Annotated in this window: 20 protein-coding genes; 13 read left to right on the top strand and 7 right to left on the bottom strand. The window is 75.2% G+C overall.

Annotated features, from left to right (window positions below; translation table 11 throughout):
* Positions 1 to 120: 120 nt before the first annotated feature.
* Positions 121 to 1,224 (bottom strand): phosphotransferase family protein, encoded by a 1,104-nt coding sequence (locus CP974_RS10005; protein WP_051839594.1) that lies wholly within the window; start codon positions 1,222 to 1,224, stop codon positions 121 to 123.
* Positions 1,225 to 1,516: 292 nt separating this feature from the next.
* Between CP974_RS10005 and CP974_RS10000 the strand changes: the two genes are divergently transcribed.
* Positions 1,517 to 2,068, top strand: coding sequence for a GNAT family N-acetyltransferase (locus CP974_RS10000; protein ID WP_031133018.1), 552 nt, complete (start codon positions 1,517 to 1,519; stop codon positions 2,066 to 2,068).
* Between the two features lie 557 nt (positions 2,069 to 2,625).
* Entirely contained in the window at positions 2,626 to 3,273 is a 648-nt protein-coding gene (locus tag CP974_RS09995; RefSeq protein WP_031133022.1) for a dihydrofolate reductase family protein, read from the top strand.
* A gap of 265 nt (positions 3,274 to 3,538) precedes the next feature.
* Here CP974_RS09995 and CP974_RS09990 read toward each other — a convergent pair whose 3' ends face one another.
* The gene (locus CP974_RS09990) at positions 3,539 to 4,597 is read right to left on the bottom strand and encodes a LacI family DNA-binding transcriptional regulator (RefSeq protein WP_031134357.1); all 1,059 of its coding nucleotides are present in this window, start codon (positions 4,595 to 4,597) and stop codon (positions 3,539 to 3,541) included.
* A gap of 126 nt (positions 4,598 to 4,723) precedes the next feature.
* On the opposite strand from CP974_RS09990, the gene CP974_RS09985 reads away from it, so the two are divergent.
* The 5 genes from CP974_RS09985 (at position 4,724) to CP974_RS09960 (ending at position 12,020) form a co-directional block, all read left to right on the top strand.
* Positions 4,724 to 5,875 (top strand): Gfo/Idh/MocA family protein, encoded by a 1,152-nt coding sequence (locus tag CP974_RS09985; RefSeq protein WP_031134359.1) that lies wholly within the window; start codon positions 4,724 to 4,726, stop codon positions 5,873 to 5,875.
* A gap of 149 nt (positions 5,876 to 6,024) precedes the next feature.
* A complete protein-coding gene (locus tag CP974_RS09975) occupies positions 6,025 to 7,188 on the top strand; it encodes a dihydrodipicolinate synthase family protein (protein WP_031134361.1) in 1,164 nt (387 codons plus the stop codon).
* Positions 7,185 to 8,003, top strand: a complete 819-nt coding sequence (locus tag CP974_RS09970) for a sugar phosphate isomerase/epimerase family protein (RefSeq protein WP_031134363.1) — start codon at positions 7,185 to 7,187, stop codon at positions 8,001 to 8,003. The genes CP974_RS09975 and CP974_RS09970 overlap by 4 nt, the downstream gene beginning before the upstream one ends.
* A 328-nt stretch (positions 8,004 to 8,331) precedes the next feature.
* Entirely contained in the window at positions 8,332 to 10,563 is a 2,232-nt protein-coding gene (gene recD2, locus CP974_RS09965; protein ID WP_031134365.1) for an SF1B family DNA helicase RecD2, read from the top strand.
* 167 nt (positions 10,564 to 10,730) lie between these two features.
* On the top strand, positions 10,731 to 12,020 hold the full coding sequence (locus CP974_RS09960; RefSeq protein WP_031134367.1) for a citrate synthase: 1,290 nt from the start codon (positions 10,731 to 10,733) through the stop codon (positions 12,018 to 12,020).
* 647 nt (positions 12,021 to 12,667) lie between these two features.
* On the opposite strand, the gene CP974_RS09955 is transcribed toward CP974_RS09960, so the two are convergent.
* The 3 genes from CP974_RS09955 to CP974_RS09945 form a co-directional block, all read right to left on the bottom strand.
* The gene (locus tag CP974_RS09955) at positions 12,668 to 12,904 is read right to left on the bottom strand and encodes a heavy-metal-associated domain-containing protein (protein ID WP_051839777.1); all 237 of its coding nucleotides are present in this window, start codon (positions 12,902 to 12,904) and stop codon (positions 12,668 to 12,670) included.
* Positions 12,905 to 12,986: 82 nt separating this feature from the next.
* Complete coding sequence (locus CP974_RS09950) at positions 12,987 to 13,568, bottom strand: GNAT family N-acetyltransferase (RefSeq protein WP_031134371.1); 582 nt, start codon at positions 13,566 to 13,568, stop codon at positions 12,987 to 12,989.
* 161 nt (positions 13,569 to 13,729) lie between these two features.
* Positions 13,730 to 13,927: a helix-turn-helix transcriptional regulator gene (locus tag CP974_RS09945; protein WP_031133361.1), complete on the bottom strand. Its 198-nt coding sequence runs from the start codon at positions 13,925 to 13,927 to the stop codon at positions 13,730 to 13,732.
* 307 nt (positions 13,928 to 14,234) lie between these two features.
* On the opposite strand from CP974_RS09945, the gene CP974_RS09940 reads away from it, so the two are divergent.
* The 3 genes from CP974_RS09940 (at position 14,235) to CP974_RS09930 (ending at position 19,862) form a co-directional block, all read left to right on the top strand.
* Positions 14,235 to 15,737: a CoA-acylating methylmalonate-semialdehyde dehydrogenase gene (locus CP974_RS09940; RefSeq protein WP_031133363.1), complete on the top strand. Its 1,503-nt coding sequence runs from the start codon at positions 14,235 to 14,237 to the stop codon at positions 15,735 to 15,737.
* A gap of 370 nt (positions 15,738 to 16,107) precedes the next feature.
* Entirely contained in the window at positions 16,108 to 19,008 is a 2,901-nt protein-coding gene (locus CP974_RS09935) for an alpha/beta fold hydrolase (RefSeq protein ID WP_031133365.1), read from the top strand.
* Positions 19,005 to 19,862 carry an ABC transporter permease gene (locus CP974_RS09930; protein WP_031133367.1) on the top strand — a complete coding sequence of 286 codons (858 nt, stop codon included), beginning with the start codon at positions 19,005 to 19,007 and terminating at the stop codon, positions 19,860 to 19,862. The genes CP974_RS09935 and CP974_RS09930 overlap by 4 nt, the downstream gene beginning before the upstream one ends.
* A 346-nt stretch (positions 19,863 to 20,208) precedes the next feature.
* On the opposite strand, the gene CP974_RS09925 is transcribed toward CP974_RS09930, so the two are convergent.
* Positions 20,209 to 20,958 carry a helix-turn-helix domain-containing protein gene (locus CP974_RS09925; RefSeq protein WP_031133369.1) on the bottom strand — a complete coding sequence of 250 codons (750 nt, stop codon included), beginning with the start codon at positions 20,956 to 20,958 and terminating at the stop codon, positions 20,209 to 20,211.
* A 347-nt stretch (positions 20,959 to 21,305) separates the two neighbouring features.
* Here CP974_RS09925 and CP974_RS09920 point away from each other — a divergent pair, with 347 nt between their 5' ends.
* The 3 genes from CP974_RS09920 to CP974_RS09910 all read left to right on the top strand — a co-directional run bounded on the left by CP974_RS09920 (position 21,306) and on the right by CP974_RS09910 (position 24,486).
* Positions 21,306 to 21,995, top strand: coding sequence for a DUF4142 domain-containing protein (locus CP974_RS09920; RefSeq protein ID WP_078915716.1), 690 nt, complete (start codon positions 21,306 to 21,308; stop codon positions 21,993 to 21,995).
* Positions 21,996 to 21,998: 3 nt separating this feature from the next.
* Positions 21,999 to 22,847 carry a class F sortase gene (locus CP974_RS30685; protein ID WP_051839639.1) on the top strand — a complete coding sequence of 283 codons (849 nt, stop codon included), beginning with the start codon at positions 21,999 to 22,001 and terminating at the stop codon, positions 22,845 to 22,847.
* A 259-nt stretch (positions 22,848 to 23,106) separates the two neighbouring features.
* Positions 23,107 to 24,486: a dihydrolipoyl dehydrogenase family protein gene (locus tag CP974_RS09910; RefSeq protein ID WP_031133375.1), complete on the top strand. Its 1,380-nt coding sequence runs from the start codon at positions 23,107 to 23,109 to the stop codon at positions 24,484 to 24,486.
* A gap of 190 nt (positions 24,487 to 24,676) precedes the next feature.
* Here CP974_RS09910 and CP974_RS09905 read toward each other — a convergent pair whose 3' ends face one another.
* Complete coding sequence (locus CP974_RS09905; protein ID WP_031133377.1) at positions 24,677 to 25,876, bottom strand: S8 family peptidase; 1,200 nt, start codon at positions 25,874 to 25,876, stop codon at positions 24,677 to 24,679.
* Positions 25,877 to 26,262 lie beyond the last annotated feature (386 nt).

The raw sequence follows: 26,262 nt of genomic DNA, 5'->3' as shown, positions 1-26,262 counted from the left end.
GGCACCGGGCGCCGTGCGCCGGGGCCGTCGGTGGCGGGCGGCCCCTCCGCGTCGCACCGCCCGCCCGTGACCACGAGCCCAGCCGCCGCCTCGCCCTCGGCGGCACCACCGCGCCGGGTCTCAGCCGCCGTAACGGTCCAGAAGGGCCTGTACGTACGCCTCGAGCCGCCCGGCCAGCACGGCGGGCGTCAGGTCGGTGCGGCCCAGCTCGCGCCAGGGCACCGCGACCTTCTCGGCGTCGGGCGCGTACGCCAGCGCGTCGACCAGCCGCCAGTACAGATGGGCCGCCGGGTCCTCGGCGAGGATGCCGCCCGCCGCCGCGTACAGGTCGGCGAAGGCCATGCCCGCCGGGACGCCGTGCAGCAGGGTGAGCGCGGTCGAGCAGTGGGCCACGTCCAGGTCGGCGGGCCCCCAGGAGGTCTCGACCCAGTCGACGACCCCGCTGACCCGCAGCGCACCGTCCCCGGCCGCCGCCTCCCGCGCACCGCTCCGGGCAGCATCACCGATCCGGGCCGCACCGTCCCCGGCCGCCGCCGCACCGCCCCTCCCACCGTCGGGCGCACCGCCCCTCTCCCCGTCGGGCGCACCGCCCCCGCTGAAGAGGACGTTCCCGGGGTGGAAGTCCCGGTGCAGGAAGCATCCCCGGTAGGCGGGCGCCTCGCCCCGGATGACGTCCACGGCGCGGGCCCACAGGCCGGGGCGTTCCGTACCGGCGGGCGGGGTCACCCGCTCCGGCGACGTCCACGCCTGGTAGACGCGCGGCTTCCCGGCCTCCGCCACGGCCACCCGGTGGATGACCGCCAACTGCCGGGCCAGCAGCGGCGCGCGGGCCCCGGCCCCCTCGTCGTCCAGCCGTACGGCGCCGGGCAGCAGCGACATCAGCAGCGACGGGTACGCGCAGTGCTCCCCGGCCGGGTCCACGGCGACCGGTTCGGCGGCGGGCACACCGGTAGGGCCGAGCAGCCGCAGCACCTCGGCCTCCCGTCCGAGCAGCCCCTCCGCGTGCCGCACGAAGAACGGCTTCACGAACTGGCGCAGCACCAGCGACCGCCGCCCCTGCGGCCCCACCACGTCCAGCCGCCGCATCTCGGACGTCCACCCGCCGCGCAGCGGCACGACACGGGCGATCCGCTCCCCGCGCGCGAGGTACCGCCCCACCCACCGGCCGGTCGCGGGCGCCAACGGCCCGCACGCCTCCCCGGGCTTCACCAACTGCGCGTTCATGCAGGCAGGTTACGGCCGGTGCGCCCCCCGGCGCGCCCGCGGGGTCCGGGGGAGCACCCGCAGCGCGAGCCCGGACGACCGGCCGTACCGGTACCGGGGCCGGGGGCCGACGGGGAGGGGCCGCCCCGGCGGTACCCGCTTGCGGACGCGCGCCACCCGGCGGCAGTGCCCCCGGGGCCCGGTGAAGGCGGAGGACATGACCAGCAGGCCAGCCGAAGACCACCGGCGGCCCTGCGCCTCCGGTGCCGAAAAGCGCGTGCGGGCCGGCCGAAGGGGCTCCTACCCTCCGGGCATGGATCTTCGCGAGGAACGGGCGGGCGACGCACAGGCCGTGCGCGACGTGCATCTGCGGGCGTTCGGGGACCACGGCCTGGTCGTGGCCGACCTGGTCGAGTCCCTGCGCGACACCCTCACGCCCGGGGACGGCCTGTCCCTGGTGGCCGAGCGGGACGGGCGGGTCGTCGGCCATGTCATGTTCACCCGCAGCCTGCTCGACGCCCCTCGGCGGCTGGTCGAGGTGCAGGTCCTGAGCCCCTTGGCCGTGCTGCCGGAGTTCCAGGGGCGCGGTGCCGGCTCGGCCCTGGTCCGGCACGGGCTGGGGGTCCTCGCCGAGCGCGCCGTCCCCCTCGTCTTCCTGGAGGGGCATCCGGGCTACTACCCGCGCCTCGGCTTCGAGCCGGGCGCCGGCCTGGGCTTCCGCAAGCCGTCCCTGCGCATCCCGGACGGCGCCTTCCAGGTCGTCAGGCTTCCGGCGTACGAGCCGTGGATGACGGGCACCCTGGTCTACGCGGAGCCGTTCTGGCGGCACGACGCGGTCGGCCTCCGGGACCCCGAGGAGCGGTGAGGGCGCTCCGGATCCTGCCGCGCCGGGCCTAGGAGCGACGCGCCCGTACCGCCCGCGCGTTCGTCCAGCGCTTCTCCGCCGCTCGCCAGGGGGGCGGCTCCCCGGCTGCCGGCCGGGCATCGGCTGTACATGCGGGGCACCCCTGCGGGAGCCGGCTCGGGCGGGCCGTGGAGCCGGTGGTCGCCGAACCGGCCGCGAACGCCGCACCGCACGGGCGGTCTCCGGGGTCGGGCTTCGAGCTGCGGCCGGTACGGGACGAGGGTGCGCGGACCGTACGGGTCGAGGTGTCCGGCTTGCACCCCGGCCGTCCGGAGCGGGGGGCCGCGCCGGTGGACGCCGACGGTGGGCGGGGCTGGTTCACCCGGCGGTCAGGGAGGCCGTGAAAGGCTCGGCGGGTGGACGGTGCGGTCTATGAGACCGACAGGCGGTCGACGGGTTTCGGGGCCGAGCCGAGCTGCCGGGAGCGGACGACGATCCGAGCCGGCCCCGGACACGGCGATGAGTTCGCGCGGTCTGGAGAGTCTCATCACCGCCATCGACAACGCAGGAGGAAATGCGTGGCTCAGCTACTGAGAGTCCAGAACTTCAACGTCTCACGTGACGGCATCGGTGCCGGTGAGCACCAGACCCTCGAGAATCCGTTCGGCCACGGCGTCGATCCCGCGAAGCTGTTCGCGTGGGCCGGCGCCACGGCCAGCTGGCCCATGCGCACGGCCCCTGGGGGCAGCCGTGGCCTCGACGACTACTTGACGCGGGACTACGCACGCAACATCGGCGCCGAGATCATGGGCCGCAACAAGTTCGGCCCCCAGCGTGGCCCCTGGGAGAACCACGAGTGGCGCGGCTGGTGGGGTGACGAGCCCCCGTTCCGCACCCCGGTGTTCGTCATGACCCACCACGAGCGTCCTTCGTTCACGCTCTCCGACACCACGTTCCACTTCGTCGCCGGCGATCCGGCCACGGTCCTCGAGCAGGCGCGGGAGGCGGCTCAGGGCAAGGATGTCCGACTCGGCGGCGGCGTCACCACCATCCGGCAGTTCCTTGACGCCGGCCTCGTCGACACCATGCATGTGGCGGTCTCACCGGTGAAGCTCGGAACCGGACTGCGGCTCTGGGACTCCCCCGATGAGCTGCTCGACCGGTTCCACCTGGAGGTCGTGCCCAGCCCGAGCGGCGTGACGCACCATCTGTTCTGGCGAAAGTGACACGAGGACTCCGCGACGTGCCCTCTTCGGAGGGCATGCGCTGCTCCGTCCGCCCCGCGACGGGGAGGCGGGGCGTGGGGCGGGGCAGGGCGAGCCGGGGCGCCGGGGCGTGTGGCGGACAGGCCGCCCGCGGGATGGGGGTTCGGCGCGATCGGGGCGGTGCGGGGCGGGGTCGTAGCGGCTCGGCCCCCGCGCGGGGCGGCCCCGTGCGCACGGGGCCGCCCCGCCCCGCTACGCGCGCGAGGGCCCGCCCCGAGCGGCCCCGCTACGCGCGCGGGGGTGCCGTGGAGGCGCGCAGGGTCAGCTCGCCCGGGATCACCGCCGTGCCGCCCGGCGGCGGCGCCTCCACGCCCATGGCGAGGCGGCCCGCCCGCACGCCCGCCTCGTGCAGCGGCAGCCGTACCGTCGTGAGCGACGGCACCGCGTCCACCGAGAACGGCAGGTCGTCGAAGCCCGCCACGGACACGTCCTCCGGGATGCGCAGCCCCGCCCCCCGCAGCGCCGCGCACGCGCCGAGCGCCACGGTGTCGTTGGCGGCGACGACCGCCGTCAGCGACGGTTCGCGGGCCAGCAGCTCCCGCGTCGCCTCGTAGCCGGAGGCGCGGGTGTACTGCCCGTACACGGTGAGCCGGTCGAGCTCCGGCCCGGCGAGCCCGGCCGCCGCCATGGCGTCGCGATGGCCGTCCAGCCGGTCGCGGGTGGTGGTCCGGTCGGCCGGCCCGGCGACGTATCCGATCCGGCGGTGGCCGAGGGCCAGCAGGTGCCCGGTGAGGCCGCGCGCGCCGCCCCGGTTGTCGAAGGCGAGCGTCGCGGTGGCCGCGTCGCCCGGCAGGGGCGGCCGGCCGCACAGGACGACGCGCGTCCCGGCGTCGCCGAGCCGGGTCAGTTTGGCGGTCAGCGCCGCGATGTGGTCCGGGTCGGCCGGCGCGCCGCCCGTGACGACGACGGCGGTGGCGCGCTGGCGCTGGAGGAGCGTCAGGTACGTCAGCTCCTTCTCGGGCGAGCCGCCCGTGTTGCAGACGACGGCCAGCTTCTCGCCGCCCGCGCGGCCCGAACCCGTGTCCCCGATGGCGCTCTGCGCGGCGCCCGCGATGATCCCGAAGAAGGGGTCCGCGATGTCGTTGACGAGGATGCCCACCAGGTCGGAGGTGGCGGCGGCGAGGGCGCTGGCGGGGCCGTTGAGGACGTAGTCGAGCTCGTCCACCGCGCGCAGCACCCGCTCGCGGGTGGACTCGGCGACGGGGTAGTTGCCGTTGAGGACGCGCGAGACGGTCGCCGGCGACACACGCGCGCGTGCCGCCACGTCGGCCAGGGTCACTGTCATCGCGGGCCCTCCGCAGAGCAGTCGGGGAACTCGGGCGCGGCTCTTGTGACGGCCGCTGTCCGCAGGCTAGCGTCAACGGCGATAGAAAGCGCTTGCTACGACCAACTCGGACATGGAGGGACCTTCGTGACACGCAGGACAGTGCGGATCGCCATGAACGGCGTCACCGGCCGGATGGGCTACCGCCAGCACCTGGTGCGCTCCATCCTCGCCATCCGCGAGCAGGGCGGCCTCGACCTCGGCGGCGGCGACGTGCTGTGGCCCGAACCGATCCTCGTCGGCCGCCGGGAGCACGCCCTGCGCGAGCTGGCGCAGCGCCACGGGCTCGAGGAGTGCTCCACCGACCTCGACGCCGTCCTCGCGGACGGGCGCACCGACGTCTACTTCGACGCGCAGGTCACCTCCGCGCGCGTGGACGCCCTGACCAAGGCCATCGACGCCGGCAAGCACGTCTACACCGAGAAGCCCACCGCCGCCGACCTCGCCGGCGCCCTCGGGCTGGCCCGCCGCGCGCGCGAGGCGGGGATCAGGCACGGCGTCGTCCAGGACAAGATCTTCCTGCCGGGCCTGCTGAAGCTGAAGCGGCTCGTCGACGGCGGCTTCTTCGGCGAGATCCTGTCCGTGCGCGGGGAGTTCGGCTACTGGGTCTTCGAGGGCGACTGGCAGGACGCCCAGCGGCCCAGCTGGAACTACCGCGCGCAGGACGGCGGCGGCATCGTCGTGGACATGTTCCCGCACTGGGAGTACGTGCTCCACGAGCTGTTCGGCCGCGTCACCGGCGTGAGCGCCCACGTCACCACCCACGTCCCGCGGCGCTGGGACGAGAACGGCAAGCCGTACACCGCCACCGCCGACGACGCCGCCTACGGGATCTTCGAGCTGGAGGGCGGCGCCGTCGCCCAGATCAACTCCTCCTGGGCGGTGCGCGTCCACCGCGACGAGCTGGTCGAGTTCCAGGTCGACGGCACCCACGGCTCCGCCGTGGCCGGGCTGCGCGAGTGCCGCGTCCAGCACCGCTCCATGACGCCCAAGCCGGTCTGGAACCCGGACCTGCCGGCCGACCACTCCTTCCGCGACCAGTGGCAGCGGGTGCCGGACAACGCCGTGTTCGACAACGGCTTCAAGGCGCAGTGGGAGCTGTTCCTGCGCCATGTGTACCTCGACGAGCCGTACCACTGGGACCTCCTCGCGGGCGCCCGCGGCGTGCAGCTGGCCGAGCTGGGCCTGAGGTCCTCCGCCGAGGGCCGCCGCTTCGAGGTGCCGGAGCTGTCGCTGTGACCCCCGCCGCCCCCGGGCCCGCCCCGGCCGCCGCCTCGGCCCCGACCGCCTCGGCCGCCCCGGCCGCCGTCCCGGCCCCGGCCGTCCCGGCCGGTAGTGTCCCCGCCGCCAGTCCCGTCGGCACCGCCCCGGCCGCCTCCGCCCCCGCCGTGGTGCGGCTGCCGAACCCGGACGGCACCACGCGCGCGTACCGGCCCCGCACCGCGCCCCGCGCGTTCGCGGCCGGCGCCCCGCTCGCCTCCCGTACGGTCTTCTCCGCCGCGCACGTCGTCGCCGACCCGTACGCCGACACGGACCCGGACTCCCCGGCCGCCGTCGACTGGGACGCCACCCTCGCCTTCCGCCGCCACCTGTGGGCCCACGGGCTCGGCGTCGCGGAGGCCATGGACACCGCGCAGCGCGGGATGGGCCTGGACTGGGCGGGCGCCGCCGAGCTGATCCGCCGCTCCGCCGCCGAGGCGAAGGCCGTCGGCGGCCGGATCGCCTGCGGCGTCGGCACCGACCAGCTGCCCGGCCCGCTGACCGGCCCCGCCGGCCTGGACGCCGTCCGCGCCGCCTACGAGGAGCAGCTGGCCCTCGTCGAGGAGACCGGCTCCCAGGCCATCGTCATGGCCTCGCGCGCGCTGGCCGCCGCCGCCCGCACCCCGGACGACTACCTGGAGCTGTACGCCCATCTGCTGCGCCAGGCCGCCGAACCGGTCATCCTCCACTGGCTCGGCCCCATGTTCGACCCCGCCCTGGAGGGCTACTGGGGATCCACCGACCTCGACGCGGCCACGGAGACCTTCCTGGAGGTCGTCGCCACCCACCCCGACAAGGTGGACGGCGTCAAGATCTCCCTCCTCGACGCGGGACGGGAGGTCGAGCTGCGCCGCCGCCTCCCCGAGGGCGTCCGCTGCTACACCGGCGACGACTTCCACTACCCGGAGCTGATCGCGGGCGACGAGCGCGGCTTCAGCCACGCCCTGCTCGGCGTCTTCGACCCGCTCGGCCCGCTCGCCGCCGAGGCGGTCCGCGTCCTCGACACCGGCGACACCGAGGGCTTCCGTGCTCTCCTCGACCCGACGGTGGAGCTGTCCCGGCACCTGTTCCGGGCGCCCACCCGCTTCTACAAGACCGGCGTGGTGTTCCTGGCCTGGCTCGCCGGCCACCAGGACCACTTCGCGATGGTCGGCGGGCTCCAGTCGGCGCGCTCCCTGCCGCACCTGGCGCGCGCGTACGAACTGGCCGACGGGCTCGGCCTGTTCCCCGACCCGGAGCTGGCGGCGGCCCGCATGGCGTCCCTCCTGGCCGTGTACGGGGTGAACAGGTGAGCGCAGCCGACCCGACCCGCCTCAGCATCAACCAGATGACCGTCAGGCAGCTGTCGCTCCCCGAGCTGACCGGGGCGTGCGCGCGCCTGGGCGTCACCGGGGTCGGCCTGTGGCGCGAGCCGGTCCGGCTGTACGGCGTGGAGGCGGCCGCGAAGCTGGTCCGCGACGCCGGGCTGGCCGTCACCACCCTGTGCCGGGGCGGGTTCTTCACCACGGCGCCGGACCTCGACGACAACCGCGCGGCGATCGACGAGGCCGCCGCGCTCGGCACGGACACGCTGGTCCTGGTGTCCGGGGGGCTCCCGCCCGGCGGGAGGGACCTGGGCGCCGCCCGCGAGCGGATCGCGGACGCCCTCGCCGAACTCGCCCCGTACGCCGCCGAGCGCGGGGTGCGCCTCGCGATCGAGCCGCTGCACCCGATGTACGCGGCGGACCGGTGCGCGGTCTCCACCCTCGACCAGGCGCTGGCCCTCGCCGAACGCTTCCCGGCGTCCCAGGTCGGCGTCGTCGTGGACACCTACCACGTGTGGTGGGACGACCGGGCCCCGGCGGCGGTCGCCCGCGCGGGCGCGCAGGGCCGCCTCCACTCCTTCCAGGTCGCCGACTGGACGACACCGCTGCCGGAGGGCGTCCTCAACGGGCGCGGACAGCTCGGGGACGGCTGCGTCGACCTGCGGTCGTGGCGCGAGCGGGTCGACGCGGCCGGGTACGCGGGGCCCGTCGAGGTGGAGCTGTTCAACGACGCGCTGTGGGCGCGGGACGGGGCGGAGGTGCTGGAGGAGACGGTGCGCCGGTACGCCGAGCACGTCCTGTAGGGGGCCGCGCCCCGGCCTTTCGCCCCCGGCCTCCCCGGCCCGCGCCGGAGGGGCTCCCGGCCTCCCCGACCCCCCGCCGGAGAGGCCCCCGGCCTCCCCGGGGTCGTGCCGGGGGCTCCTGGCCCCCCGGGTTCGCACCGGAGGGCTCCCGGCCTCGCCGGGGTCGCGCCGGGGGCTCCCGGCCTCCGCGCCCCGCGCCGGGGGCCCCGCCCCTCCGCCGCGGCGTGGAAGGCCCGCGTACCGGCGGCCCGTTGGCCGGTTTCCGCCTGTGGACGAGGTTGTCCACAGGGCGGGCGCGGTGTCGGAGGGGGTCGGTAGCGTCGGGGGCATGTCGCAGATGGCGGTGGTCGAGGGCGTCCTCGAACGGATCACGTACAGCAACGACGAGACCGGGTACACGGTCGCCCGCGTCGACACGGGGCGCGGCGGCGGCGAACTGCTCACCGTCGTCGGCTCGCTGCTCGGCGCGCAGCCGGGGGAGTCGCTGCGGATGGAGGGCCGCTGGGGCTCCCACCCGCAGTATGGGCGGCAGTTCACAGTGGAGAACTACACGACGCTGCTGCCCGCGACGATCCAGGGCATCCGGCGCTACCTGGGCTCCGGGCTGATCAAGGGCATCGGCCCGCGCATGGCCGACCGGATCACGGAGCACTTCGGCACGGACACGCTCGACGTCATCGAGCACGAGCCGCAGCGCCTCGTGGAGGTGCCCGGCCTCGGGCCGAAGCGCACCCGCATGATCGGCGCCGCGTGGGAGGAGCAGAAGGCGATCAAGGAGGTGATGGTCTTCCTCCAGGGCGTCGGGGTGTCCACCTCGATCGCGGTGCGGATCTACAAGCAGTACGGCGACGCGTCGGTCTCCGTCGTGCGGAACCAGCCGTACCGGCTCGCCGCCGACGTGTGGGGCATCGGCTTCCTCACCGCCGACCGCATCGCGCAGGCCGTCGGGATACCCCACGACAGTCCCGACCGCGCCAAGGCGGGGCTGCGGCACGCCCTGTCCCAGTCGGCCGACCAGGGGCACTGCTTCCTGCCCGAGGAGCGGCTGATCGCCGACGCGGTCAAGCTGCTCCAGGTCGACACCGGCCTGGTCATCGACTGCCTCGCCGAGCTGGCGGCGGACGAGGAGGAGGGCGGGATCGTGCGGGAGCGCGTGCCCGGCCCGGACGGCGAGCCGGTCACGGGGGTGTTCCTGCTGCCGTTCCACCGCGCGGAGGTGTCCCTCGCCGCGGCGGTCGGGCGGCTGATGCGGGCCGACGAGGACCGGATGGCGGCCTTCCGGGACGTCGCCTGGGACAAGGCGCTGGCGTGGCTCGCGGACCGCACGGGGGCGGAGCTGGCGCCCGAGCAGGAGGCGGCCGTGCGCCTCGCCCTCACCCGGAAGGTCGCCGTGCTGACCGGCGGGCCCGGCTGCGGCAAGTCGTTCACGGTGCGGTCGGTGGTGGAGCTGGCGCGCGCCAAGCGGGCGAAGGTGGTGCTGGCCGCGCCGACCGGCCGGGCGGCGAAGCGGCTCGCGGAGCTGACCGGCGCCGAGGCGTCCACGGTGCACCGGCTGCTGGAGCTGAAGCCGGGCGGGGACGCGGCGTACGACCGGGACCGGCCGCTGGACGCGGACCTGGTGGTGGTCGACGAGGCGTCGATGCTGGACCTGCTGCTGGCGAACAAGCTGGTCAAGGCCGTCGCGCCGGGGGCGCACCTGCTGCTGGTGGGGGACGTGGACCAGTTGCCGAGCGTCGGCGCGGGGCAGGTGCTCGGGGATCTGCTGGCGCCGGGCAGCCCGGTCCCGTCGGTGCGGCTCACCCGGATCTTCCGGCAGGCGCAGAAGTCGGGCGTCGTCACCAACGCCCACCGGATCAACAAGGGGGAGTACCCGGTCACCAGCGGGCTGCCGGACTTCTTCCACTTCGTGGCCGAGGACACGGAGGAGGCCGGCAGGCTGACGGTGGACGTGGCCGCCCGGCGCGTCCCCGCCCGGTTCGGCCTCGACCCGCGCCGGGACGTGCAGGTCCTGGCGCCCATGCACCGCGGCCCGGCCGGGGCGGGCACGCTCAACGGGCTGCTCCAGCAGGCCGTCACGCCGGCCCGCCCCGGACTGCCGGAGAAGCGGTTCGGCGGCCGGGTCTTCCGCGTCGGCGACAAGGTGACGCAGATCCGCAACAACTACGAGAAGGGCGCCAACGGCGTCTTCAACGGCACGGTCGGGGTGGTCACCGCCCTCGACGCGGACGAGCAGCGGCTGACGGTGCTGACCGACGAGGACGAGGAGGTGCCCTACGACTTCGACGAGCTGGACGAGCTGGCCCACGCGTACGCCGTGACGATCCACCGCTCGCAGGGCAGCGAGTACCCGGCCGTCGTGATCCCGGTCACGACGAGCGCGTGGACGATGCTCCAGCGCAACCTCCTCTACACGGCCGTCACCCGCGCCCGGAAGCTCGTCGTCCTCGTCGGTTCGCGCAAGGCGCTCGGGCAGGCCGTCCGCACGGTTTCCGCCGGTCGGCGCTTTACCGCACTCGATCACCGGCTGACAGGAGGACGCCCCGTGGGAAACATCACCTAGGACTTTCGGAACCGGGGCGAAGGGGGCAGGATGAGCAGGTTGACGGCACTCAGTGCCGCCAATAGGCCCAATGGTCGACCCCGAGTGCACTCCGCTGAGCCAAGTGGGGGATGGTAGAGACAGTCAGGGCACCTCGAAGAAGAGGCACAACGTCGGTGAGGGATGACGTGAGCGACAACTCTGTAGTACTGCGGTACGCGGACGGTGAGTACACCTACCCGGTGGTCGAGAGCACCGTCGGCGACAAGGGCTTCGACATCGGGAAGCTCCGCGCTCAGACGGGTCTGGTGACGCTGGACAGCGGGTACGGCAACACGGCCGCCTACAAATCCGCGATCACCTATCTGGACGGCGAGCAGGGCATCCTGCGCTACCGGGGCTACCCGATCGAGCAGCTCGCCGAGCGCTCCACCTTCCTCGAGGTGGCGTACCTGCTGATCAACGGTGAGCTTCCGAAGGCCGACGAGCTCCAGGTCTTCACCAACGAGATCACGCAGCACACCCTGCTGCACGAGGACGTCAAGCGGTTCTTCGACGGCTTCCCGCGCGACGCCCACCCGATGGCGATGCTGTCGTCGGTGGTCAGCGCGCTGTCGACGTTCTACCAGGACAGCCACAACCCGTTCGACGAGAAGCAGCGCCACCTGTCGACGATCCGGCTGCTGGCGAAGCTGCCGACGATCGCCGCCTACGCGTACAAGAAGTCGATCGGCCACCCGTTCGTCTACCCGCGCAACGACCTGTCGTACGTCGAGAACTTCCTGCGCATGACGTTCTCCGTGCCGGCGCAGGAGTACGAGCTCGACCCGGTCGTCGTCTCGGCGCTCGACAAGCTGCTGATCCTCCACGCCGACCACGAGCAGAACTGCTCGACCTCCACGGTCCGCCTGGTCGGCTCGTCGCAGGCGAACATGTTCGCGTCGATCTCCGCGGGCATCTCGGCCCTGTGGGGCCCGCTGCACGGCGGCGCCAACCAGTCGGTGCTGGAGATGCTCCAGGGCATCCAGGCCAACGGCGGCGACGTCGACTCCTTCATCCGCAAGGTGAAGAACAAGGAGGACGGCGTCCGGCTGATGGGCTTCGGCCACCGCGTCTACAAGAGCTTCGACCCCCGCGCGAAGATCATCAAGGCGGCGGCGCACGACGTCCTCTCGGCGCTCGGCAAGAGCGACGAGCTGCTGGACATCGCGCTCAAGCTGGAGGAGCACGCGCTCGCCGACGACTACTTCGTCTCGCGCAACCTCTACCCGAACGTGGACTTCTACACGGGTCTGATCTACCGCGCCATGGGCTTCCCGACCGAGATGTTCACGGTCCTGTTCGCCCTCGGCCGCCTGCCGGGCTGGATCGCCCAGTGGCACGAGATGATCAAGGAGCCGGGCTCCCGCATCGGCCGCCCCCGCCAGATCTACACCGGCGAGGTCCTGCGCGACTTCGTCCCGGTCGAGTCCCGCTGACCGACCGGATCCCGCCGGCCGGCCGAGTCCCGCCGGCCGGCCGAGTCCCGCCGGGGCACGGCCTCGGCTGAGGTACGGCTCCGGCGCGGGCACGCCCACGCCGGCGCGCCTCGCGCCGGGCGCCTCCGTGCCGGCGCGCCTCCCCGCGGACGCGAAAGCGCCCCGCCTGCCGATCCCCCCACGGGTCGGCGAGCGGGGCGCTTTCCATACCCCGGGTTCGGATTCCCCCCACGGGATCCGGTCCGGGCGTCTGCCGGATTCCGGCAGAGGCTCGCGAGTGCGATCTGCCGGGGTACGTACGAACGGGAGGGCCGCTCAAAGCTCCCCGGTGCACGTGCCCCGGCCAACGCTTGCCTGGGACGTCCCCCAAGACATCCCATGAACGTCCCCCAAGACGTTCGTGGCATCACCCATTCAGACCCGCGAGCGGCCCGAATGGTTACCCTCAAATATCTGTGATCTAGATCTCTTTGTGAAGGTCTGGTGAGTCACGTGAAGGTGAATTCACGTGAACGTCCGTTCGGTCCGCCGGGCAGCGTGGGCCGTATCGCGGTCTTTGCCATGGTACGGCCCCCGCCGCGTGGCGCGATCACCCGGGTGGTCTCCCGGATGGCCCCGGTATCCCGGGCGGTCTCCCGGGTGGCCGGTCAGGCGGCCGTGCCGGCCAGCTCGTAGCCGGCCTCGTCCACGGCGGCGCGCACGGCCTCCTCGTCCAGCGGCGCGGCGGACGTCACGGTCACCCGGCCGGTGGCGGCCACGGCCTGCACCGAGGCGACGCCCGGCAGGGCGGACAGCTCCTTGGTGACGGCCCCCTCGCAGTGTCCGCAGGTCATGCCCTTGACCTCGTACACGGTGGTGACGTCGGCGTTCGTCTCGGCGGTCATGGTGCCTCTCCTCTGGGAGCGGGTGACGGATGACGGGCGGCGGATGGGGCGGAGCCCCGGCCGTGACCGCAACTCTATACCCCTAGGGGGTATAAGGGCGAACGTGGCCCCGGTGCCGCGCCCACTCCGGCTCCAGGACCGCCATGCGCACGCGGTCGATCCACTCGCCCTCGTGCAGCAGAGCCTGCCGCTCCATTCCCTCCCGGACGAAGCCGACGCGCTCGTAGACGCGGAGGGCGCGCGGGTTGAAGGCGTACACCCCGAGGTGGATCCGGTGCAGGCCGAGGCGCTCGAAGCCGTACGCGAGGAGCAGCCGGATCGCCTCCGTCCCCAGCCCCCGGTCGCGCCCCTGCGGGCCGACGAGGACGCGGAAGTTGCAGCTCCGGTTCGGCTCGTCCCAGTCGTTGAGCACCAGCTCCCCGACGAGGGCGCCCGAGGCCCGGTCGACCAGCCCGAGGTCCAGCCGGTCCGGCTGCGCGCCCCGCGACCCGTACCACTCGCGCAGCCGGGCGGGGGTGAACGGCGGCGCGCCCGCGCTGCCGGTGAGGCGCAGGGTCTCCGGGTCGTCGAGGATCACCGCCATCGTCTCGGCGTCGCCCTCGGTGAAGGGCCGCAGGACCACCTTGTCGCCGGTGAGGGTGGGCTTGTGAGAGAAGTCGTCCATGCCCCGATGGAAGTTCCCGCGGGGCGGCGGGGGCAACGCCTTTTCCCGGCGCGAGGGGCGGGGCGAGGGCGGCGGCGGGGGCCGGGATGGGGGGCGGGTCCGAGGCCGGGCCCGCGGGGCGGCGCCCGTCCGGCGGGGGCGCCGCGCCGCGGGGTGGCGGGTCATGTGCTCCTCGACCGGTTGCCGGGGCGGTTGGCCACCCAGGTGCGGACCGTGTCCGCGTACCAGTAGGGCTTGCCTCCCTCCACGTGGTCGGGTGGCGGCATCAGGCCGTGCTTGCGGTAGGAGCGGACGGTGTCCGGCTGCACGCGGATGTGCGCGGCGATCTCCTTGTACGACCAGAGGCTGCGGTCCGTCATCTCGATGGCACCTCCTTGCGCGCACCGCGGCGCGACCCACGGGGAGGGTCGTCGGGGGAGCCGCGGCGCGGACTGGTGATCACCCACCCTGTGCCCATCGGGCGACGCAGAGTGACCGTACGGAGGCATGCTGTTGAACCGCCGTGACCGTACATCCGCTGTTTGGTGACATATGTGACACGTTGGGAGAACAGCACGCACCTGTCTACGGCCGCCCCCCAACGCCCGACACAGTGTCGGGCGCGGCGCGGCCCCGGAGCGTGGTGGGATCGGCCCGACGCCGCCGTCTGCGAAGGAGTGCGCACCCATGACGAAGACCGTCCACCACTGGATCGGTGGCAAGCCCGTCGAGGGCACGTCGGACCGCTGGGGCCCGGTCACCGACCCCGCGACCGGCGCGGTCACCGCCCGTGTCGCGCTCGCCTCCGCCGGCGAGGTCGACGCGGCCGTCGCCGCCGCCAGGGACGCCTACGCCACCTGGGGGACCTCCTCGCTGGCGCAGCGCACCGCCGTGCTGTTCCGCTTCCGGGCCCTGCTGGACGCCCACCGCGACGAGATCGCCGCGCTCATCACCGCCGAGCACGGCAAGGTCCACTCCGACGCCCTCGGCGAGGTCGCCCGCGGCCTGGAGATCGTGGAGCTGGCCTGCGGGATCACCACCCAGCTCAAGGGCGAGCTGTCCACCCAGGTGTCCAGCCGGGTCGACGTCGCCTCGATCCGCCAGCCCGTCGGCGTCGTCGCCGGCATCACCCCGTTCAACTTCCCCGCCATGGTGCCGATGTGGATGTTCCCGCTCGCCGTCGCCTGCGGGAACACCTTCGTCCTCAAGCCCAGCGAGAAGGACCCCTCGCCGTCGCTCCGCCTCGCCGAACTGCTCGCCGAGGCGGGCCTGCCGGACGGGGTGTTCAACGTCGTCCAGGGCGACAGGGACGCCGTCGAGGCGCTGCTCACCCACCCCGGCGTGGACGCCGTCTCGTTCGTCGGCTCCACCCCCGTCGCCCGGTACGTGCACACGACCGCGACCGCCCACGGCAAGCGCGTCCAGGCGCTCGGCGGGGCCAAGAACCACATGCTCGTCCTGCCCGACGCCGACCTCGACGCCGCCGCCGACGCCGCGGTCTCCGCGGCCTACGGCTCCGCGGGCGAGCGCTGCATGGCGGTCTCCGCCGTCGTCGCGGTCGGCGCCACCGGCGACGCGCTCGTGGAGCGCATCCGCGAACGCGCCGAGAAGATCAAGGTCGGCCCCGGCTCCGACCCGGCCTCCGAGATGGGCCCGCTCATCACCGCCGACCATCGCGACAAGGTCGCCTCCTACGTCACCGGAGCCGCCGCCGACGGCTGCGAGGCCGTCCTCGACGGCACCGGCCTCACCGTCGACGGCCACGAGAACGGCCACTGGATGGGCCCGTCGCTGCTCGACCGGGTGCCCGCCACCGCCCGCGCCTACCGGGACGAGATCTTCGGGCCCGTCCTGTGCGTCCTGCGGGCCGACACGTACGAGGAGGGCGTCGCGCTGATCAACGCCTCGCCGTACGGCAACGGCACCGCGATCTTCACCCGCGACGGCGGCGCCGCCCGCCGCTTCCAGCTGGAGGTGGAGGCGGGCATGGTCGGCGTCAACGTGCCGATCCCGGTGCCCGTCGGCTACCACTCCTTCGGTGGCTGGAAGGACTCCCTCTTCGGCGACCACCACGTCTACGGCACCGACGGCATCCGCTTCTACACCCGCGGCAAGGTCGTCACCACCCGCTGGCCCGACCCCTCCGAGGCCCCGGCCGGCGTCGACCTCGGATTCCCCCGCAGCCACTGAACGCGCCGCCGGACCGACCCCGGGCGGGCCACCGGACCGACCGCCGGGGCGGGCCACCGCGCACGGCGCCGCATCGGACCGCCCGGTGCACCCCGGGGCGGTCCGATGCACCCCGGGGTGGTTCGGGGCGGTCCGGTGCGGTGCGATGCACCCCGGGGTGGTCCGGGGCGGTCGCGTGCGGCCCAGCCTGATCCGGTACCGCCGGGTGCAGGCCGGTGTGCGGTGGTACCTGCCGGTGCCGGCGCCGCTCGCGGGCCCGGCCCGTACCGCGTCCGCGGTACACGGGCGGGCGGGGCGTACTCCCGGAGGAGAACGCCGGATCCGACCCCGGGCGGCCGGAACACGCCGCCCGGCCGTCTAGGGTCGAGGCATGCGGATCCGACTTTCCCGGCGGTGGGCGGCGCTCGCCGCGGTGGGCGCGCTCCTCGGCGGCGCCGGCACCTTCACCGCCGTCGCCTCCGACGGCGAGGCCGCCGTGCACCGCGAGGACAGGGCGCTCGCCATGCCGGGCGCGAAGATCGACACGTCGTTCTTCACGTCCGGTTCCGGGCGCCGCCCCGCCGTGCTCCTCGGCCACGGCTTCGGCGGCAGCAAGGACGACGTGCGCGCCCAGGCGGAGCGGCTGGCCCGCGACGGGTACGCCGTACTGACCTGGACCGCGCGCGGGTTCGGCCGCTCCGGGGGCCGCATCGGCCTCAACGACCCCGCCCACGAGGTCAAGGACGTCCAGCGGCTGATCGACTGGCTGGCCAAGCGGCCCGAGGTGCGGCTCGACAAGGCCGGCGACCCGCGCGTCGGGGTGACCGGCGCCTCCTACGGCGGCGCGGTGTCCCTGCTGGCCGCCGGGTACGACCCGCGCGTGGACGCCATCGCGCCCCAGATCACGTACTGGAACCTCGCCGACGCGCTCTTCCCCGACGGCGTGTTCAAGAAGCTGTGGGCCGGGATCTTCTTCACGACCGGCTCGGCGGGCCCGGCGGGCCCCGTGCCCGCCGAGGGCACCGGCGAGGGCACGGGGGCGGGCGAGGACACGGGGACCGGCGAGGGCGCGGGCGAGGGCGCGGTCACGGGTGGCGCCGGTGCGCCGGCGGGCTCCGGAGGCCCCGCGGCCGGCGGCCGAGACGCCACGGCGGGCCCCGACGGCCCCGGCACGGCAGCGGAGCCCGGTACGGCAGCGGAGCCCGGTACGGCGGCGGACCCCCGTGAGGCCGCGGGCCCCGGCGGGCCGGGTGCCGCCCCGAAGGCCACCGCCTGCGGCCGGTTCCAGCCCGAGCTGTGCGCCATGTACGAGCGGATCGCCGTCACGGGCGTGCCCGACCAGGCCGCCCGCGCGCTGCTGGAGGCCCGCAGCCCCTCCGCCGTGGGCCACCGCGTCAAGGTGCCGACGCTCATCGTGCAGGGCCGGTCCGACTCGCTCTTCCCGCTCGGCCACGCCGACGCGATGGCGGGCACCATCGCCCGCAACGGCGCCCCCGTCGCCGTCGACTGGACCGCCGGCGGCCACGACGGCGGCGCCGACGAGGCGGACCGCGTCCAGGAGCGGGTCGCCTCCTGGTTCGACCGGTACCTCAAGGACGACACGGGCGCCGACCCCGGCCCCGCCTTCCGCGTCACCCGCAGCGGCGGCGTCGACTCCACGGACGGCCGGTCCACCCTGCGCGGCGCCACCGCCGACCGCTACCCCGGCCTGCGCGCCGGCACCCGCACCCTCCCGCTCGCCGGACCCCCGCAGACCTTTCGCAACCCGGCCGGGGCCAACCCGCCCGGCATCTCCGCCGTCCCCGGCGTCGGCGGCGGCCTGTCCCAGCTCTCCACGCTCGGCGTCGGCCTCTCCCTCGACTTCCCCGGCCAGCACGCCCGCTTCGACACCCGCCCGCTCGACGCGCCCCTGCGGATCACCGGCACGCCCACCGTCCGCGTCCGGGTCGCCTCCGACAGCGGGACGGCCGTGCTGTTCGCCAAGGTCTACGACGTCGGCCCGGACGGCCGCCGCCAGGTCCTCCCGGCCCAGCTCGTCGCCCCCGTGCGCGTCGACGGCGCACGGGACGGGCGGACCGTCGAACTGACGCTGCCGGCGATCGACCACGAGGTGGCGGCCGGGCACCGGCTGCGCCTGGTCCTCGCCGCCACCGACCTCGGCTACGCCTCCCCGGCCGCCCCCGCCGCGTACACCGTCGCCCTCGCCGGCGACGGGCTGTCCGTGCCGACCGCGCCCGCCGTGCGCACCCAGGCCGCCGGGCTGCCCTGGTGGGTGTGGGGCCTGCCCGCCGGGGGCGCCCTCGCCGCGGCGGCGCTGCTGCTGACCGCCCGCCGCCGGACCGCCGCCCCCGCGCCCGACCCCGCGCTCGCCGACGTGCCGCTCGTCATCGACGGCCTGACGAAGCGGTACAGCCGCTCCGCCGACGCCTACGCCGTGCGCGACCTGTCGTTCCGCGTCGAGAAGGGCCAGGTCCTCGGGCTGCTCGGGCCCAACGGCGCGGGCAAGACGACCACGCTGCGCATGCTCATGGGCCTGATCACGCCCGACGGCGGCGAGATCCGGGTGTTCGGGCACGCCGTACGGCCCGGCGCGCCCGTCCTCTCCCGCGTCGGCGCGTTCGTGGAGGGCGCCGGCTTCCTGCCGCACCTGTCCGGCCGGGAGAACCTGGAGCTGTACTGGCGCGCCACCGGCCGCCCCGCCGAGGACGCCCACATCGACGAGGCGCTGGAGATCGCCGGGCTCGGCACCGCCCTCGCCCGCGCCGTGCGCACCTACTCGCAGGGCATGCGGCAGCGGCTCGCCATCGCCCAGGCCATGCTGGGCCTGCCCGACCTGCTCATCCTGGACGAGCCGACGAACGGCCTCGACCCGCCGCAGATCCGCGAGATGCGGGACGTGATGATCCGCTACGCGGCCGGCGGGCGCACGGTCATCGTCTCCAGCCACCTCCTCGCGGAGGTCGAGCAGTCCTGCACCCACCTCGTGGTCATGGACCGCGGCCGCCTCGTGCAGGCCGGACCCGTCGCGGAGATCACCGGCAACGGCGACACGCTGCTCGTCACCACCGAGGGCGACCTGGCGGAACCGCTGGCCGAGAAGGCCGCCGCCCTGCCCGGCGTGGCGTCCGCGACCCGCGTGGACGGCGGCCTGCTGGTACGGCTCGACGCCACGGGCACACCCGCCGCGCTCGTCGCCGGGCTGGTCCGGCTGGACGTGCCCGTCACCGGGGTGGGGCCGCACCGCCGCCTGGAGGACGCGTTCCTCACCCTGATCGGAGGAGGACCCGCATGACCGCGCTGCTCGACTCGGCGCCCGGCTACCGCGCCGGGCACACCCTGCCCCTGCGCGTCGAGGCGGTACGGCAGCTCAAGCGGCGCCGCACGGCCGTGATGGGCGCGATCCTCGCCGTCCTGCCGTTCGTCCTGATCGCGGCCTTCGCCATCGGCGGCGACCGGGACGACGGCCCGGACAACCGCATCACCCTCATGGACACGGCCACCGCGTCCGCCGCGAACTTCGCGGCGACGTGCCTGTTCGTCTCCGCCGGCTTCCTGCTGGTGATCCCCGTGGCGCTGTTCTGCGGGGACACCGTCGCCTCCGAGGCCGGCTGGTCCTCCCTGCGCTACCTGCTGGCCGCGCCCGTACCGCGCGCCCGGCTGCTGTGGTCCAAGCTCGTCGTGGCCCTCGCCTTCAGCGCCGCCGCGATGGTGCTGCTGCCGCTGGTCGCCCTCGCCGCCGGGGCCGTCGCCTACGGATGGGGGCCGCTGCGGCTGCCGACCGGGGGGTCGCTCCCCGCGGCCGACAGCCTGGGGCGGCTGGGCGTCGCCGTCGCGTTCGTCTTCGTCTCGCAGCTGGTCACCGCCGGGCTGGCGTTCTGGCTGTCCACGCGGACCGACGCGCCGCTCGGCGCGGTCGGCGGGGCCGTCGGCCTCACCATCGTGGGCAACGTCCTGGACGCCGTGACGGCGCTCGGCGACTGGCGCGACTTCCTGCCCGCGCACTGGCAGTACGCCTGGGTGGACGCGCTCCAGCCGCAGCTGGAGTGGGGCGGCATGGTGAAGGGAGCGGCCGTGTCCTCGGCGTACGCGCTGGTGCTGTTCGCCCTCGCCTTCCGCGGCTTCGCCCGCAAGGACATCGTGTCGTAGACCGGGCGGCCAGGCTCCGCGCGCCGGGCGGGCCGGACGCGCCGGACGCGCCGGGCGGGCGGTTTCCGTGCGCCGGGCGGGCTTCCGTGCGCGGGGCGGGCTTTCGTACGGCGGCGGGCCGGCTCGCTTCCGCGCGCCGGGCGGGCCGGGCGGGGGTTTCGTACGGCGGGCGGGCCTGGTGGGTTTCCGTACGGCGGGCGGGTTCCCGTGCGGCGGCTGGGCCCCGTACGAGCGGCTGGGCCCCGTACGAAAGGCAGGGCGCCCCCCCGCGCAAGGCGGGAGCGCGCGCCCGGCCGGCGCCTGCGCGGGGCCGGGTGCGCCGCCGCGGGCCCGCCCGGTGGGGCCGTCACAGCCAGCCGCGCCGGGCGGCCTCCGCACCGGCGCGGAAGCGGCTGGTCGTCCCCAGGGCGTTCAGCAGCTCACCGACCCGTCTGCTGTACGTGCGCGCCGATATGCCCAGCCGCGCCGCGGCCGTCTCGTCGGTCAGCCCCGCCAGCAGCGCGTCCAGCACCGGGCGCAGCCGGGGCGGCAGGGCGGCGCCCTGCTGGCGGACGGCCCCGACGTCCTCGCCCGCCTCCCACCAGGCGTGGTGCGTCCGGACCAGCGCGTGGACGACCACCGGGTCGCGGACCAGCAGCAGCCCGTTGTGCAGGACCTCCAGGTCGAGCGGGATCGCCGCGACCGACCGGTCGACCAGGACCATCTTGAAGGGGATGCCGTCCGTCAGCCGCGCCCGCCCCGGCAGCCGGGCCACGCTGCCCGGATCGAGCGCCGTCAGCCGGGCCAGCGCCTGGCGCGGCAGCACCTGCCGGACCGTCCGCACCCGCTCGGAGGCCGTCCGTACGCACGCCCCCGCCAGCTCCGGGAACGGCTCCGGCACCGGCCGCCGCAGCCCCACGGCCGGGTCGTCGAAGGTGAGCACCTCCCGCCGGGCGGACTCGACCAGCGCGGCCAGCGCCGCGCAGATGTGGCGCGCGCCCGTCACCGGCTGGCCGGGCGGGCGCGCGGCGGACGGCGGCGCGGCCCGCGCGGGGGCGCCCTCGCCGCTCTCCCGTGGGGCCACCAGCCCCCGTACCGGGCCCTGGACGTTCGCCACGGCCGACCACCCCCGTCATCCCACGGAACACACGTACGCCACTCCATGTACTCACGTGACTCCGTACGGTGACAAGGGTGGGTCTTCGGGATGGCGAGTCCCGGCCAACCGCTGCGCAGAGCACGCGGCGGCGGCCACTCTGTACGGTTCGCCCCCGCGCACCACTCGGCCGGTCGCGCGCCCGCCGTCCGGGTGACGGGGCAACCGCTTCGCAGTACCGCCGATGGCGGCGCGCCCCGCCGCGTGCCCGGATGGGTGCCAGAGGCCGGCGAAGCCCGCCGCGCCGACGACCCACCCCACCCACCCCACGCAGACGCCCCCACCACGAAACGGACGACGACACCGCCATGCGTACGCACCGCTGGGCCGCGACGGCCCTCACCTGCCTCACCCTCTCCGGCATAGCCGCGGCCCCCGCGCTCGCCGCCGACCAGCCGCCCGTCGACTACGCGTTCCTGCGCGCCGCGCACCAGGGCCACCTCACCGAGATGGCGGCGGGCGAGCACGCCCGGAAGAACGCCACCGCCGCCTGCGTGAAGAACGTCGGCGCCGCCCTCGTGCGCGACCACACGAAGCTCGACGCGGCGGCCCGCGCCCTCGCCGACAAGCTCGGCGTGGACCTGCCCGCGGCGCCCACGCCCGAGCAGCAGAAGCTGATCGCCGCCGTACTCGCCGCGGCCGGCGCCGACTCGTACGACGCGAACTGGCTGAAGGCCATGGCCGCCGCGCACACCAAGACCCTCGGCATGATCGACCACCAGCTCGCGAACGGGAAGGACGCCGAGGTCAAGGCCGCCGCGAAGGCCGCCCGCCCGGTCGTCGCCCACCACCTGTCGATGGTCAGCGGCGGCACCTGCCACGAGCCCGCCGCGGCCGTCCCGAAGACCGTCCACGCCGGGAACGGCGGTCAGGTCGCCCTCGCCGACGAGGGCGTCCCCGCGTTCGTCGCCGTGCCGGCCATGGCCATCGGCGGGGTACTCGTCGCGGGCGGCGCCTTCTGGGCGGCGAACCGCATCCGCCGCAACGACCTCCGCTGACCCATGGGCCCCCGGCTCGGGTCCGGGGCCCGGCCCCGGCCCTGGACCCGGTTCCGGCTCGGGTCCGGGGCCGGGCTCCGGCGGTCCGCGCCGCGGTCCCGGCTCCTGCCCGGAGCCCGGCTCCTGCCCGGGCTCCGGCTGGGGCCCGGGTCCCGGCCCTGGCCCTGGCCCTGGGCCCGGCTCGGGGCCTGGCCCGGGTCCCATCCCCGGCTCGGGTCCCAGCGGCCCCGGCCGGGGCTGACCGGCGAGCCCGGCCCCGGCCGCCTGCCGGTCTGGGCCGGGGTCGCGGGCGCCGCCTCGGCGGCCCTGGCGCTGTTCCTCCCGGCGGCCGCCCCGCCCGCCCCGCCGCCGGACGCGGGCGCCGTCCCCTCCGGCTCCGCCTCCGCGGGCCCCGGCGTACCGGCCGCCCACTCCCCGCCGGTCGCGCTGACCGTGCCCGGCCATGTGGAGCGGCTGCCCGTCGACCCGGTCGGGCGCGCCGGGGACGGAGCGCTGGACCTGCCCGGCTCCCCTTCGCGGCTCGGCTGGTGGGCGCTCGGCGCCCGGCCGGGCGCGGCGGCGGGCACCCTGCTGCTGGCCGGGCACCTGGACTCGGCGCGGGAGGGGCCGGGCCCGTTCGAGGCGCTGCACTCGCTGCCCCTGGGCGCGCTCGCGCACGTGGCGGCGGCGGACGGGACCCGGCACACGTACCGGATCGTGGCCCGCCGCACCTACCGGTCCGGCGGGCTTCCGGGCGACCTGTTCTCGGCGGAGGGCCGGCCGCGGCTGGTCCTCATCACGTGCGCGGGCGCCTTCGACCCCGAGGCGCGGGCGTACGGGGAGAACCTGGTCCTGTACGGCGTACCGGGGTGAGCGGCCGGTACGGCGGGCCCGGCTGCGCGTACCGGGTTCGCGTACCGGGTTCGCGCGGCGGCCCGGCGGCCCGGCGGCCCGGGTGTTCCCGGTGGGACCGGCGCTCCCGGGCGGCCGGGGCCCCGCCGGGCTCTGACCGGTCCTGAACGGTCATGACCGATAACGGCCGTTCAGGACCGTTCCGGAGGCGGAGCCCGGCCGGAGGGGCGAGGATCGGGCGGTGGGGGGACACGGCCGAACCGACCCGAGGAGGGCACAGATGACGGGCTCCGGGCACACCGGCACCGACACGGTCGACGTGGTGGTCATCGGCATGGGCGTGGGCGGCGAGCACGTCGCCGGGCGCCTCGCCGAGGCGGGCCTCGCCGTCCTGGGCGTGGAGGCCGAACTGGTGGGCGGCGAGTGCCCGTACTGGGCCTGCGTGCCCAGCAAGATGATGATCCGCGCGGGCAACCTGCTCGCCGAGGCCCGCCGCGTCCCCGGCATGGCCGGCCGCGCGGAGGTGACCGCCGACTTCGCCCCCGTGGCCGCCCGCATCCGCGACGAGGCCACGGCCGACTGGGACGACGCGGCCGCCGTGGAGCGGTTCACCGGCAAGGGGGGCCGTTTCCTGCGGGGCCGGGCCCGCCTGACGGGGCCCCGGCGCGTCGAGGTCGAGGGGCGGACGTACACCGCGCGGCGCGGCGTCGTCCTCGCCACCGGCAGCCGTCCCCGCGTCCCGCCCGTGCCGGGCCTCGCCGACGTGCCGTACTGGACCAACCGGGACGCCGTCTCGGCCAAGGAGGCCCCGCCGTCGCTGCTCGTCCTCGGCGGCGGGCCCATCGGCGCGGAACTGGCGCAGGCGTACGCCCGGTTCGGCACCGCCGTCACGCTCGTGGAGGCGGCCGACCGGCTGCTGTCCGCCGAGGAGCCCGAGGCGGCCGAGCTCGTCGCCGGCGTCCTCGGGCGGGAGGGCGTCGACGTACGGGCGGGGGCGCGGGCCACGGCCGTACGGCACGAGGGCGGCGAGTTCCGGCTGACCCTGGAGGGCGGGGAGGAGCTGACCGGGCGCCGGCTGCTGGTGGCGACCGGCCGCCGCGCCGCGCTGTCCGGGCTGGGGGTCGAGCACCTGGGCCTGGACCCGGACGCCTCGGCCGTCGAGGTGGACGGGCGGATGCGGGCCGCCGACGCCGCGTGGGCGGTCGGGGACGTCACCGGTCACGGGGCGTTCACCCATGTGGCGATGTACCAGGGGGAGCTGGCCGCCCGCGACATCCTGGGCGACCCCGGACCGGACGCCGACTACCGGGCGCTGCCCCGCGTCACGTTCACCGACCCCGAGGTGGGCGCGGTGGGCCTCACAGAGGAGGCCGCCCGCGAGCGGGGCGTCCGGGTGCGGACCGGGCTGGCGCGGGTACCGTCGTCGACGCGCGGCTGGATCCACAAGGCCGGCAACGAGGGCCTGGTCAAGCTGGTCGCGGACGCCGACCGGGACGTCCTGGTCGGCGCGACGTCGGCCGGCCCCATGGGCGGCGAGGTCCTCTACGGACTGGCCGTCGCCGTCCACGCGGAGGTACCGCTGCCCCGGCTGCGGCACATGATGTACGCGTACCCCACCTTCCACCGGACGGTCGAGCAGGCCCTCCAGGACCTCGGCTGACCCCACCGCGCGGCGGGCTCCCGCCCTCTTCCGGCCGGCCGCGCCCGGTGCGAGCCGGTACGCGCGGAAGCGCTCGCGCCCGTGTGGCCAGGCGCGTTCGGGAAGGTGCGGCCCGGTACGTACGGGAGCGGTCGCCGCACCCCGAGGGGCGCGGCGACCGCGGATGTCGCCCGGTCCGGCCGCAGGCCGGTTACTCGACGACCTTGAGCAGCTTGTTCGCCGTGCCCTGGCTGGGGTTGGTGATCTTGTCGGTGGTCGCGCCGCCCACGAGGGCCGTGGCGACCTGGTCGGGCGTGGCGTCCCGGTGGCCGGAGAGGTAGACGGCCGCGGCGCCGACGACGTGCGGGGTCGCCATCGACGTACCGGAGATCGTCTTGGTGCCCTCGTCGCTGTCGTTCCAGGTGGAGGTGATGTCGGAGCCGGGGGCGTAGATGTCCACGACCGAACCGAAGTTGGAGAAGTCCGACTGGGCGTCGTTCCGGGTGGAGGAGGCGACCGTGATGGCCTCCTCGACCCGCGCGGGGGAGCCCTGGCCGGCGTCCGAGGACTCGTTGCCGGCCGCCACGCCGAAGGTGATGCCCGCGGCGATGGCCTTGCGCACGGCCTCGTCTATCGCCTCGTCGGCGCCGCCACCGAGGCTCATGTTGGCGACGGACGGGCCCTGGGCGTTCTGGGTCACCCAGTCGATGCCCGCGATGACCTGGTCGGTGGTGCCGGAGCCGCTGTCGTCGAGCACCCGCACGGCGACGATCTTGGCCTTCTTGGCGACGCCGTGCGCCGCGCCCGCGATGGTGCCGGCGACGTGCGTGCCGTGGCCGTTGCCGTCGTCGGCGGTGTCGTCGTTGTCCACGGCGTCGAAGCCGTGGGTGGCGCGGCCCTCGAAGTCCTTGTGGGTGACGCGGACACCGGTGTCGATGACGTACGCGGTGACGCCCTCGCCGCCGCCGTCCGGGTAGGTGTACTTGCCGTCGCCGGCCGTGTCGGCCTGGTCGACCCGGTCCAGACCCCAGGACGGCGGGTCGTCCTGGGTGGCGCTGATGGTGAACTTCTTGTTCTGCACGACCTTGGCGACGGCCGGGTCGGCGGCGAGGCGCTTGGCCTCCGTCTCGGACAGGCCGCTGGCGGAGAACCCGTTGAGGGCCGAGCCGTACTCGCGCTTCAGCTCGCCGCCGTACTCCTTCGCCAGGTCCTCCTTGTCGGTCTTCTCGTCGAGGATGACGATGTAGCTGCCGGAGACGGCGCCTTCGGCGTTCGCGCCGTAGATCTTTCCCTCGGCCGGGGCGGCGGCCCCGGCGAAGGACGTGCCGAGCAGGGTGGCGCCCGCCGCCGCCGTGACGGCGGTGAGGGCGGCGGTGAGCTTGATCCGGCTCGTGCGCTTGTGGGATGCCATGAAGAGGGGACTCCTCGTCATCGGGTGTGGGGGGTGGGCCCCGTGGAGGAACAGCTCCGGGGGCTGGCTCGAAACCCTGACCGATTGACAAGCGCAGATCAAGGGGGTCGGTGCAGCTGCGACTTACGCAAGGAGGCTGAACAACTGAGAACCAGCCACGCGCCGCCACCACATCAGGCCGTCGGCCGGACAGTGCGTGAGTGACCGTCAACCCCAGCTCGTCAGGGCGCAGGCGGTCGACCCGAGGCTCCATGGACCTGCTGTGCGCCACTGGCCGTCACGAGGAGTCGGCCGAAAAGAGACCATGAGTGCGAAGCGAAAGCAAAGAAGACCTGCAAACGTTCCCCATCAGGGCTTCATGCGCAGGGCACGGATATGTGCGGACG

Origin of the sequence: Streptomyces fradiae ATCC 10745 = DSM 40063 (assembly GCF_008704425.1) — a bacterium.
GTDB classification, from domain to species: Bacteria; Actinomycetota; Actinomycetes; order Streptomycetales; family Streptomycetaceae; genus Streptomyces; species Streptomyces fradiae.
Note: the sequence above shows the minus strand (reverse complement) of the source record. Positions and strands in the feature narration are given on the sequence as shown.